Origin of the sequence: Clostridioides sp. GD02404, from assembly GCF_045898275.1 — a bacterium.
In the GTDB taxonomy this organism is placed as follows: Bacteria; Bacillota; Clostridia; order Peptostreptococcales; family Peptostreptococcaceae; genus Clostridioides; species Clostridioides difficile_A.
The window spans coordinates 86602-99382 of sequence record NZ_JBJOCA010000010.1 but is presented as its reverse complement, the minus strand read 5'-3'; the positions used below and the strand labels follow the sequence as shown (position 1 = coordinate 99382).

Sequence of the window (12781 nt, the reverse complement as noted above, 5' to 3'; positions counted from 1 at the left end):
TACACAGATTGATTCTTCACTCTATGCAAGTTCTTCTTTACTAAGCTGTGAATCTGCGATTTGCTTATAAACTTCACAATTTTCAAGTAACTCTTTATGTTTTCCTATACCCACAATTTCTCCATCATTCAAAACTATAATCTGATTAGCATCCATAATTGTACTTATACGCTGTGCTATAATTATAGCTGATGAATCTTTAATTTCATTCTTCAATGCTTTTCTAAGCCTTTTATCTGTCTTGAAATCTAACGCAGAAAAACTATCATCAAAAACATATACTTCTGGTTTTCTAACTAATGCTCTTGCAATAGATATTCTCTGTTTCTGACCACCAGATAAGTTATTTCCTCCTTGTGCTACGAACGAATCATACTTATCTTCCATATCAGAAATGAACTCATCAGCTTGGGCTATATTTGCAGCATGCTTTACTTCTTCAATACTTGCATCTTCTTTTCCATATCTTATATTTTCTTCTATTGTCCCACTAAATAAAAAGGCTTTTTGTGGTACAAATCCAATCTTGTCTCTAAGCTCTTTTTGGGGCATATTCTTAATATCTTGACCATTTATAGATATTTCTCCAGATTGAATTTCAAAAAAACGTGGTATTATATTTGCAATAGTGGATTTACCAGAACCAGTGCTTCCTATAATTGCAGTTACTTCTCCAGATTTTGCCTCAAATGTTATATTGTTCAAAACTGGTTCCTCTGAATCTGAATATGAAAATGTTACGTTTTTAAATACTAAATGTCCTCTTTCTGAAGTAATATCTTTATATTCATTTCCATCTACAATTTCAGGTTCTATATCTAAGATTTGATTTACTCTATCTGCACAAGCTCCTGCTCTGGGTATGTACATAAATACCATTACTCCCATAATTAAATAAAATAATATTAAGATACAATACTCAACTAGTGCCATTATATGACCTATCTCCATATTTCCATTACTTACTCTCATACCACCAAACCAAATTATACTCACTATACCTAAGTTCATTATTAACATTACAACAGGCATAAGTACTGCAAATATTTTATTTATTGAAATTGCCGTTTCAGAATAATCTATTGCAGTTCTATCAAATCTCTTTTTTTCAAAACGACTTCTATCAAAAGCTCTTATAACTCTTACTCCTGTTACTACTTCACGTAATACTCTATTCATATTATCCATCTTTATTTGCATCATTTTAAACAATCGGATAACCTTCTTACCAACCAAAAATGCAGATAACATGAATAGAAACATTACTGTAACAATAATAATTGTCATTACTTTATCTATAGAATATGCTAAGAATAGACCAGAAACAGTTATAATTGGTGCTGGTAATACCAATTGAATAAACATAAACAAGGATTGACCTATTAAAGTAATATCACTAGTACTCCTAGTAATCATTGAAGCTGTACCTATCTTATTAAAATCATTTATTGATAAATCTTGCGATTTTACAAATACTGCTTCTCTAATATCTCTACAAAATCCAGATGAGAGATTTGATGATACTTTACAAACTAAAACAGCTGATAAAGCTGTTATACCTGCTGCTATCAACATAATTATACCTGTCTTTACAATATAATCTACATCCCCTTTTACTACACCATTATTTACTATACTCGCTGTAAGTGTTGGTATATATAAAGTTCCAAGAGTTTGTAAAAATGTAAACATCAGCACTGTAACAATTAAAACTCTATATGGTTTTAAAAAACGAATTAATTTTTTCATACAATCACACTCCTTTATAGAATATTATGATAAACTATACTGTAACAGGATAGTCAAGGAGGAATTTTAATTATGAGTCAAATTTCGAAAAATTATTTCACAACTGGAGAATTTGCAAAGATTTGTGGAGTCAACAAAAAGACGCTTTTTCATTATGATGATATAGGTCTTTTCTCTCCAGAGTTAAAGAAGGAAAATGGGTATAGATACTACTCATACCATCAACTCAGTATTTTTGGTATAATTTCTTCACTTAAGGAAATTAAAATGCCTTTAAAAGAAATTAAAACTTATATAGATAAACGTACTCCCAATTTGCTAATTGAACTTTTAGAAAAGAAAACTATTGATATTAATAATGAAATTGAAAAATTGAATAATATTAAGGCTTTAATGGAGTCTACCATTTCATTTACTAAAAAAGCATGTAACATAGATGCAAATACGATTACTTTAGAAGAACATGAGGAAGAGTATTTAGTCAAAACGCCTCTTACTTATAAGGAACCATTTCTTGGAGATGATGATGAAAACTTTTTATATGAATGTATTAACTTTATGGATAGCTATGATTTAGGTGATGATGGTATGATTGGTTCAATCATTAAAGGCGAAGATATAATGAATAGAGATTTTGAGTCGTATTCATATTTATTTACAAAAGTTAATAAAGACTATAAGAAATATCCTACATCAATCAAACCAAAAGGGCTTTATGTAACTGCTTATCATAAAGGAAGTTATGAAACTATTAATAAAACTTATGAAAAACTCTTAGAATTTTTCAATCAGAATAATTTATATATGGGAGACTTTGTTTATGAAGAATATCTCCTATATGATATAAGTGTAAGAGATTCTAATGAATATCTAACTCAAATATCAGCAGAAGTTAAAATGTAAAAGGAGATACTAAAGAATACAAAAGTGAATGTAAAGATTAATAATAAGAATAGCAAATTAAATAAACTCTTTATAATACTATTATCTAAAGCATTCAAAAATTTATTTAAAAAGATGTAAGTAATTTTATATAAAATCACCTACATCTTTATTTATATTCAAACTAATTTCTAGAGTTATCTAATAGCCATTTATCTGCATCTTTATAAAGACTGTCAACCATCTCTGGTCTATCTATTCCAGGTAGTTCTTGATTTATTTTATATCCATCTGTACTAAGCATGTAAGAAAGACTTGCATATGAAGGTCTATAATCCTTTATATCTTCCTTAGAAATTTTGACATCCCCATCCTGATAAACAGGTAAAATTATATCTTTTTCATATATAGCATCCATAGATATTATATACCATATATCGTCTATCTTTTGAGTCTTATACAGAAACTTGACATCTGACTGAAGTTCCACTAAATTTCCATCTATTTCATTTCTAATATGGATAGCTCCCATTGTAATTGATACTGCCTTATCTTTATTTACCCAAACTAATGTATCACAGATTTTATGTGGCGCATAAGATTTCATATTACTTGACTCTTCTACGAACCCCTCTCCACTACCTTGATACCAAGATATTGAAACAGTAGATTCCTTTGCAAAGCATTTTTTCATTTCATCCCATAACGCATTATCTCTACAAAACCTTTCAAATTCTATAAGCTCTTTTACACTATTTTTATCCACTATATCTTCTATAGAGTTCTTTCCTGGTCTACTTAATAACATATTCTCAATCTCCTTTAACATAAACTTCTTTTATTTTTAGCAATACTCAATTCATTATCTTACTTTATTACCCTTTATCCATACACCTTTTATATTTCTAGTTGCTACTATATTTTTAATTGGGTCACCTTCAACCATTACTAAATCAGCTCTTTTCCCCTCTCTTATTACTCCACGGTCATTAAGACCTAATAATTTTGCTGGTAAACTTGTTGCACTCTCAAGTACTTCAATTGTATTAAGACCTGCTTTAACTAATAATTCAAATTCACGATGAAGAGATTCTCCATGTTTCACTATACTAACAGAATTTTTATCATTGTTTGCATCAGTTCCAGCTAATATCATCACTCCAGCTTTTTTCAATGTAGCTGTATTTTCTATTGCTGTTTCTAACCTAACATCTTCTCTTCCTGTAGCTTTCTTTATATTTGATACTATACTTTCCATCATAACTATAGTTGGAATTGATATAAGATTTTTCTCTTTTATCCTTTTGGCTACATCCTCAGATAATTTACCTATAAAAGGAATATGATTTATTACATCAACATTTGCTTTTTCTGCATATTCATAAGCTATAGTTGTAGGTGCATGAGCAAATACTTTTTTCCCATGTTCATGAGATATCTCAACTACTCTTTTTATTGTCTCAAAATCAAAAGCCGTTTTAGATGTTTTAGGGTCTTCTATTATGATTTTTACAAAATCTGCTCCTTGTTTAATTTGTTTCTTAGCAAAATTTTCAGCATCTTCAATAGTATGTATTTTACTATCTTTAAACCCCATTCCCATGAGATGAGGGTGAGATTCTGGTGCAACAGGTTCATATACACTACGAATATCAGTTAATCCGTCTAAATTTCTTAAAGATTCTACTACATCTTTACTATTAGTTGCCATATCAAGCATAGTAGTTATACCCCAATCAGTTGCGTCCTCCAAGTTTTTTAAACTATCCAAATGTATATGAGAATCAATAAATCCTGGAAGTAAAGTGCATCCTTCTCCATCTATAGTAATATCAGCTATTGTTTTTGATGATATAACACCATCTTTTATTACAACACTCTTTTGTTCTGAAAGTTTTTCTCCATCAAATATTTTAACATTCGTAATTTTAGTTACTGCCATACTCCACACTCCCTTTATTTTTATTTATTAAAAATCTAATTCTTATTTAATTAAAAATTTCTTACTTTGATATTTTCTTAATTTATATAACTAATTATATATAAATTAATTTACCTAAACTATGTGTTATAACCTAAACTTTGATGTAAAATATACTATATTGATTGTGCTATAGTACAATAAAGTATAACTAGAGGGGGTTTAGCATGAAATTAGCAGATTTAATGAAGGATATATCTCAATATATCTCAGTATTAAAGCCATTTACAGATGAATATATAGACATTACTAGCTTGAATATTTATAAGAATAATCAAACTGAATTTACTACTAGATGTTTATATTTAGGAAATATATCAGATATTACTGTGGATTTGAACAATATAAATTTTTTAGGTATATTTATACAAAATGAAGTTAACATTGATTTAGAAAGATACAATTTAAACTCAAATATTTGTATCATAAAATCAAAAAAAGAAAAGTATGACCTTTTTAGTGAATTGTTAAATATTATGAATCAAGAAATACATCTTAGTTTATGCTCTCAAAGGTTTTTTGATGTAGTTTCTGAGAATAAAGGCATACAATATTTAATTGATATAGCACGTGAAGAATTTGGCTATCCTATGATAATTCGTGACTCTACCTTCAAAGTCTTGGCTTCTTCTTACGATGTTAGTGATATATTACAACTTACTGAAGATTCTAATGGAGACAAATATTTAGACGAAGAAACTATAAATTACATAAAATATCAAAATATACATAAAAAAATACATTATAATAAATCTATTAAAGAAGAAAATAAACCAGACAACTGGCTTGGTACATTAATCTCATCCGTATGTGTAGAAGAAATTGAAATAGCTCATATAGCTATCTGTGAATGGAAAATTCCATTTAATGAATTTCACTTCAAATTATTAGAATCACTTAATAAAGCTTTATCTCTAGAACTACAAAAAAATAATCTGTTTAATATAGATAAAAAACTTATTCCTAATTATATACTTTCTGATTTGTTAGAAAAAAAATATCTAGATGATGATACTATAAGCAGAAGATTTCATTATTTAAATTGGACTAAGTCAAATTCATTAAACATAATGGTAATAGTGAACAAAGATAATAATTACTTTGACAGTAAAGTTCCTTTTATTATGCAGTCTTTAAGTGCATTTATACCATCTAATAATTGTGTAGTATATAAGTCTGCTTTAGTTGTTTTCATTAATGATTCTTTAATTCATAATTTAATTGAGCATGAAAATAAAGAATTTATTAATTACTTAAAACTAAATTCACTTTATGCTGGAATAAGCCCGAGATTTTCAAAGCTATCTGACAGTTGGAAGTATTATATTCAAGCCAAAAAAGCTAGTGAAATTGCTCAAAAATATAACATAAACTTTTCTCCATTTGGGAAAAGCATACCATATATCCTCTACGAGCTACTTAGTGCCAACTATGATTTATATGACCTCAATCATCCTGCTGTAACCAAACTAATTGAAGAAGATAAAAAAAATGGTTCTAATTTGCTAGAGACCTTAAAGCAATATATCTACTTTAATAATTCGCCAAGCAAAGCAGCTGAAGTTTTAAATATCCATAGAAATACTCTGTTTTATAGAATTAATAAAATAAAAGAAATTACAGGTATTACACTAGATTATGCTGATGAAATACTTCAGATTTATATTTCTATAAAAATGATTGAAATTAACTCAAGAAATAAGACCTGTTTCAACACATATATAGGCATGTAAAAACATTTTGACACACTTAAATCACCATTGTAAAAGATATTTGATAGATTTTACCCTCTCAATATGACAAAATAATTATGAAAGGAGCGATAGCTACATGGAAATTGGAAAGAAACTGAAAAATGCTCGTATAAATTCTGGATTGACACAGGAAAAAGTTGCAGAAAAAATTAATGTATCACGACAAACAATTTCAAATTGGGAAAATGAGAAATCTTATCCAGATATTATAAGCGTTATCAAACTAAGTGATTTGTATTCCATTAGCTTAGATGAATTATTGAAAGGAGATAATAAAATGATTGAACATTTAGAAGAAAGTACAAATGTAGTTCATAGTAATAAAAAGTTAATAACTGCAATTATTATCAACATTATATTACTTATTTTATTTGTGTTATTTAATAGATTTATACCAGACAACTACTACTTTATGGCTAGTGTATTTTGTATAGCAATAATAAGTTCATCAGCATTGTTCTACCAAATTATAAGAAAATTTTAGGAGGTGTACTCATTATGGAAGCGAATAAAAATATGCTTATTTTGATATGTTTTGCTGTAGCTCTTGTGGGTTCAGTTGGTGTTGTATATCAAATTTATCATATGACTGTGATTGATGCAAAAGCTCGTGGATTAAAACATCCTAAATTGTGGGGATTATTTGCTATGAATGGTAATAATTCGAGTGGTTTAATAATATACTTAATAGGTAGACGAAAATACCCTATTATAAATATGTCTAAAGAAGATTGCAAAGAAATTGAATCTAGAAAAAAATCAGTTGGAGTTGGATTGATTTTTTTGGCTATCAGCGCTATAGGTTTGGTAATCTGTATTACATTATTTTGAGTTAGAAAGATGCTAGTAAATGGCTAGATTAACTGTTTTTATTATCCACAAATAATAAATTATACTATTTTAAAACTATAAAAAGTAAGGAGAATTTATATGAAATTGTCTAATAAAAAGGAAGCGAAAGATGAAAAATCAGGAATGAAGCAGTATATAACTGGAGCAGGAGGTTGTATTGTCAGCAAATCAATTCTCAATGGTACATCAAAATTGAAGTGGCTTTTTAGAGAAGACAGTAAATTTGGAAATGGATGGATTGCTTTTGGAGATACAGATACACAAGAGTATATTGACAATCCTAAAAACATGACAATTATAGATTTTAATACTCTTATTAATATTGAACCAACTACTTTAAATATTTTTTATATGCCTATAGGAACAGACCTAGAATTTTGCTCTGATAAAAGTGGAAAATATTTTATTGACACAAACACAAGAAAAGAAATTAGAGAACTAGTTAAACATCCTGCACAAATAGCATTTGAAAAGAACCTAAAATTTTTAAATCAGGAAAATTATCCAGTAGAATTCTTTCAAAGCTTGTTTCAGAAAAGTGACAAACTCGAACCCTTAATTGTGGGAGAGACAGATTTTCCAAGTGGAGAAGTTGTCCTTGCAGACCCTCTTGCATACTTAGGTAGTGAATATGAAACTTATTTAGAAAGAAAAATACCATCTGGAAGTTATCCTGTAGAAATTTCTATCTGTCATTCTGAAATTGTTGGACTTAGAATTGTAGCAACTAGATTAATTATTAGTGACAAACAACCCATTAAATATGAAATTGCTATGCCAAAAGGAAAGAAAATCGACGACTTTGGACAATCAGGAGCATGGACTTTCTTTGGTGTAGATACAGGATTAGCTTGCTTTTCAGATGCAAAGGTTGCAGAAAAATACAAAGATTTTATAATAAAATGGCAAAATGAAAATCCAGATAAAAATAAATATAACGATTATTTTTCAGCACTTTTTAAAAAAAGCTATGAAATGTATCCAAATGTACAGAATAAATATGGCAATTTTTTGATTTGGCAATTACCACAAACACCTTATAGATTAATTATGCTAACAAGTGGTATGGGTGATGGTATTTATAGTGGATACTGGGGACTTGATGCAGATGGAGAAGCCACAGAACTTATAATACCATTTATGAATCCTACATATTTTTAAACCATAAAACTTATTGCCAATTTGGTTTTAATAAATAGAATTGTTTTAAAATACATAATACTTAATTATACATGAAAATAAGGCTATGTTTTTTATAGTCATAGCCTTTAACAAATACTTACAAATTCACTACATGAGTCAAATTTTTCAATAATTTAACTATATACTCAAACTATATCTTCTAAATTCACTGTATGTATAATTCTTCTTCAAATAAACAGTAAGAATTTTTTCCAGAAGCCTTCACATTATAAAGAGCTCTATCTGCATTTTTAAACAATTCTAAAAATGAATTTCCATTTTGAGGATGTCTTGCAATACCTATACTAACAGAAGCCTCAAAGCTAAAACTTAAATCATTGTAGTTCTCATAAAGTACTCTATTTAATTCTTTAGCTTTTTTATGCAAATTTACTTCTGATTGATAATCTTGCATATATACTACAAATTCATCCCCACCAATTCTTCCAACTAAATCTTCATTCCCAAAACTATCTTGTATCTTCTCAGCAAAAGTTTTTAATACAAAATCACCAAATGGATGCCCAAAATTATCATTTATTTCCTTAAAATCGTCCAAATCAATAATGAATAATGCATCTTTTTTATTACTTTTATTTGTAGATATAACTTCTTCTACTAATTTTTCAAAGGTTCCTTTATTGTATATATTTGTCAATGAGTCACTTTCTGCTCTAGTTTTCAACTCTTCGTATTTTTTTATATCGCTATCTACATCTACAATTACACCTACAACCTTCAAAAGTTCATTTTCATCATTAAAAATCTTGGTTACTGATGTCCTACACCAAAGGTATTCGCCATCAGATTTTTTTAAACGATAGATTATTTGATTATGTTTGTTATTTTCTTTAATACACTTAAGAAACTCTTCAAATCCCCTATAATCTTCATGATGAACTAATTCTTTATCCATAATCTCTTTTAAAAGATTGTCACATTTATTACTGTATCCAAATTTTTCATTCCATGCTTGAGATACAAATGATTTATTTTCTTTAGCATTCCATTCAAAGACAACAGAATCAGTCTGTTCAACAATAATTTTATAACGTTCATTACTAAGCCTTAATTCTTCCTTATGAATTATTTCTTGCTCAAGTATTTCATAGTTCATAGATAATTTAGTTTTATCTATAATAGATTTAAATAGATAAAACACAATAAAATTAATATATAAAATGCCAACACTTGATATTAAGTTTAGAAACTTTAAACTTTCAGAACTAAAAAACTTATTTGTATCAAATATAGAAACAGTCAGAAATAAGCTTAATAAAGGTATTGCAAGTAGAGTAATCCAATATTTTATTGGCATATCTGAATGTACATCTTTTTTAAATAAACAAACAATTTTGCATATAAATAAAAAAACTATCTTAGATAAAATTGTGGCTAGTACTCTTATAGTATTGTTTTCAAACATTATTTCGAAGCCTTCTTTTATAAATAAAACAAAAATACTTGTTACCACAATTTCTGATAATATAAAGAATACATTTAATAAAACAGTAGCAAACAATCGTGTCTTTATATTTCCTTCATATAAAAATGATGATGAAAAAATAAGGATGAAAATTAAAGGTGTTGTGATTACAGGATTTAAAGTTATTAAATTACAGGCTCCTAAACATATTATAAAACCCAATCTAGCATATCTTACAACTCTTGTATATCCTTCTTTCTGACCTAAAAAATCTGATAAAAACATATGGACAACAAAAGCTTCAAAGATAACTGTTACTAAATTTGTAATATCAAAAAGCAGTTGTTCTTTCATACATATTTTTTATAAAATAAGAAGCTTACTTAAACTAAATACACTTCAGATTTTATTTTTCCTTTCTGCATATATATTTAAGCATCTACCTTAATTGTCAACCATTATAATATATGTCAGCTTAATATTGTTCTTTTTTCAACAGTATACAATAGATATATGTAAAAAACAACTTCAAATATTGACATATTTTCTTTAATATATATCAATATTATCTTTATAACTTAAATACTATAGTAAACTTAGCTCCTTTTTTACCATTTTCAGCATATATACGTCCACCATGTTTATTTACAATAGATTTAACTATTGATAATCCAATTCCATGATTTCCCCCAACCCCCTTATAAAATCGTTCAAAAATATGAGGTAAATCGTCTTTATTAATACCAATCCCATCATCTTCAACTACAACAACTATATTTTTTTGATTATATTTACATACGATTTTAATTTCACTCTTAGCATACCTTAAAGCATTTTCTATAAGATTCATAAATGCTTTGGATACATTTTTTTCATCACATTCAAATAGAACCATTTCTTCATCAAACTCATAAATAAATTTTATACCTTTATTTGTCGCTCTTACATTTTGTCTAGAACCACAGTTTGAAAGTACTTCCCTTAAATCACATTCTACAAGGTCATAATCTCTAGTTATATTATCAATTTTAGATATATATAACAAATCTTCGACCATATCACTCAATCTATCACTTTCTTCAAGTATTATATCACTTGCATGTTTGCTATCTATTACATTATACTTTATGGCTTCTGCATAACCTTTAATGGACATAAGTGGAGTCCTAAGTTCATGAGAAGCATTTTGAAAAAATATTTTTTGTTCATTATCATACTTATCAAGATATTCAGCACTCTTATTCATAATATTTGAAAGTTCTACTAATTCCTTATCTGAAAAGTCAAAGTAAGTTCTTTTAAAATCCCCATGACCCATTTTTTTTGCAAAACCACACAACTCTTTTATAGGTTTAGCAATTTTCTCAGATAAAACTACAGCTGTAAATATTGCTAATATCCCAGCAAAACACATTACAAATATCAATACAATGTTTATCTTTTGAACTAGATTTAAAGTTTTTGATATATCTATAAAAAGAATCAAATACTTATCTTGTTCTCCATATATACTAGTTATTTTTACAGTCGAAATATAGTAATCCTTACTTCCAGTAGAGATACGTGTGTTTTCATCTGAGTTTAAGTCTAGTTTTTCATTTTGGATACACTTTTTAATCGATTCCATCTCATCAATATTCTTTAAAAAATCATCCTCTCTTGTTGGAAATATCAAGTTATACTTCGAATCAATCACCATAGCATCAGCATCTGATTGTGTTTCTGCCATCCTAACTTTATCTTGTACATTTCTCATAAAATTAGATAATGCTTTTGGCGGAAGCTTTCCATCATCTTGAGGAGGCTTGATAGGTCTAAAATTACTATCCATATGTTCTACTATTTCTGTAGATTTTGTTAGCTCTTCATTTGCAGTAGTTTTTATGTATGTATCAAGCAATACATTAAAAGATACTAATATTATCATAAAAACTACAATTATTAAACACAATATACTCAACAAAATCCTAGTTTTTATACTTATATTTTTCTTTGAAAATTTTAATTTAAGTATGGATTTAATCTTAGTTGTTCTCTTTTTATCATTTTTATTTTCCATCTGAATTTTTCTCCTTTAATCTAAACCCAAAACCCCAGACAGTTTCTATCAAAATATTTGTATATAAAATTTTTTTACGTAGTCTCTTTACTGTATCATCAGCAGCTCTTGTCTCAACTTCAATATCATATCCCCATATTTTATTTAATAATTCATCTCTAGAAACTGCCCTGTCTCTATTTTCAAACAAATAGGTTAATAAGTTGTATTCATTTGGTGTTAAGTCTATATTGTCACTTTTATTTGTAACGATTTTATTTTTTTTATTTATTGTTATATCACCAAATTTCAATTCCATATCTACAGAATCACCATACTTATCATAAATTTGTTTCTTTTCAAATTCTATCCTTCTAAATATCGACTTTACTCTCATTACTAAAGACATTGGGCTAAATGGCTTTGTAAAATAATCATCACTACCCAAAGTTATCCCTGTAATATAATCTATATCTGTATCTCTTGCAGTAAGCATGATTATTGGAACAGTACTCTTCTCACGAAGTTTTGTACATACATCAAAACCACTTAAACCAGGCATCATTATATCTAGGATTACTAAGTCACACTCTTTTTTATTAAATTGCTCTAAAAGTTCATCACCTGTTTTAAAATCCATAACATCATGGCCTTCATTTTTTAAGAATGTCTTTACCAAATTTCTTATATTATCTTCGTCATCTGCTATATAAATTAACTTATTCATACACTCACTCCTTAATAAACTCTTAATTTAAATTAAATAGTATAAATACATTGATTAAACAATAAAATCCCAATCTGTAAGATAAATAATATTTTTTACTATATTTAAATTATATCAGCTTTTTATGCTACATTAGTTTTAAAATTGTTTAGATTTTAAGGCAATTTTAAGGCAAAAACAAATTATTATA

The 12781-nt window shown here is 27.6% G+C and carries 11 protein-coding genes; 5 read left to right on the top strand and 6 right to left on the bottom strand.

The window, feature by feature from the left end; all coding sequences use genetic code 11:
• Positions 1 to 21: 21 nt before the first annotated feature.
• Positions 22 to 1749: an ABC transporter ATP-binding protein gene (locus tag Q3287_RS08200; protein WP_407963844.1), complete on the bottom strand. Its 1728-nt coding sequence runs from the start codon at positions 1747 to 1749 to the stop codon at positions 22 to 24.
• A gap of 72 nt (positions 1750 to 1821) precedes the next feature.
• Here Q3287_RS08200 and Q3287_RS08195 point away from each other — a divergent pair, with 72 nt between their 5' ends.
• On the top strand, positions 1822 to 2652 hold the full coding sequence (locus Q3287_RS08195; RefSeq protein ID WP_407963843.1) for a MerR family transcriptional regulator: 831 nt from the start codon (positions 1822 to 1824) through the stop codon (positions 2650 to 2652).
• A 163-nt stretch (positions 2653 to 2815) separates the two neighbouring features.
• Here Q3287_RS08195 and Q3287_RS08190 read toward each other — a convergent pair whose 3' ends face one another.
• Together Q3287_RS08190 and Q3287_RS08185 are read right to left on the bottom strand one after the other, a co-directional pair.
• Positions 2816 to 3439: a hypothetical protein gene (locus Q3287_RS08190; protein ID WP_407963842.1), complete on the bottom strand. Its 624-nt coding sequence runs from the start codon at positions 3437 to 3439 to the stop codon at positions 2816 to 2818.
• A 54-nt stretch (positions 3440 to 3493) separates the two neighbouring features.
• Complete coding sequence (locus tag Q3287_RS08185) at positions 3494 to 4573, bottom strand: amidohydrolase family protein (RefSeq protein ID WP_054276170.1); 1080 nt, start codon at positions 4571 to 4573, stop codon at positions 3494 to 3496.
• A gap of 206 nt (positions 4574 to 4779) precedes the next feature.
• On the opposite strand from Q3287_RS08185, the gene Q3287_RS08180 reads away from it, so the two are divergent.
• The 4 genes from Q3287_RS08180 (at position 4780) to Q3287_RS08165 (ending at position 8379) form a co-directional block, all read left to right on the top strand.
• A complete protein-coding gene (locus Q3287_RS08180; RefSeq protein WP_407963841.1) occupies positions 4780 to 6345 on the top strand; it encodes a PucR family transcriptional regulator in 1566 nt (521 codons plus the stop codon).
• Positions 6346 to 6442: 97 nt separating this feature from the next.
• Entirely contained in the window at positions 6443 to 6850 is a 408-nt protein-coding gene (locus Q3287_RS08175) for a helix-turn-helix domain-containing protein (protein WP_054276168.1), read from the top strand.
• 14 nt (positions 6851 to 6864) lie between these two features.
• Positions 6865 to 7197: a hypothetical protein gene (locus Q3287_RS08170; RefSeq protein WP_054276167.1), complete on the top strand. Its 333-nt coding sequence runs from the start codon at positions 6865 to 6867 to the stop codon at positions 7195 to 7197.
• A gap of 99 nt (positions 7198 to 7296) precedes the next feature.
• The gene (locus tag Q3287_RS08165) at positions 7297 to 8379 is read left to right on the top strand and encodes a DUF2185 domain-containing protein (RefSeq protein WP_407963840.1); all 1083 of its coding nucleotides are present in this window, start codon (positions 7297 to 7299) and stop codon (positions 8377 to 8379) included.
• 187 nt (positions 8380 to 8566) lie between these two features.
• Here the strand turns inward: Q3287_RS08165 and Q3287_RS08160 are convergent, their stop codons facing one another.
• From Q3287_RS08160 to Q3287_RS08150, 3 genes are all read right to left on the bottom strand, one after another.
• Complete coding sequence (locus Q3287_RS08160) at positions 8567 to 10180, bottom strand: diguanylate cyclase (protein ID WP_407963839.1); 1614 nt, start codon at positions 10178 to 10180, stop codon at positions 8567 to 8569.
• 217 nt (positions 10181 to 10397) lie between these two features.
• A complete protein-coding gene (locus Q3287_RS08155) occupies positions 10398 to 11885 on the bottom strand; it encodes a HAMP domain-containing sensor histidine kinase (RefSeq protein WP_054269557.1) in 1488 nt (495 codons plus the stop codon).
• Positions 11875 to 12591, bottom strand: coding sequence for a response regulator transcription factor (locus Q3287_RS08150; protein WP_219674230.1), 717 nt, complete (start codon positions 12589 to 12591; stop codon positions 11875 to 11877). The genes Q3287_RS08155 and Q3287_RS08150 overlap by 11 nt, the downstream gene beginning before the upstream one ends.
• Positions 12592 to 12781: the final 190 nt, after the last annotated feature.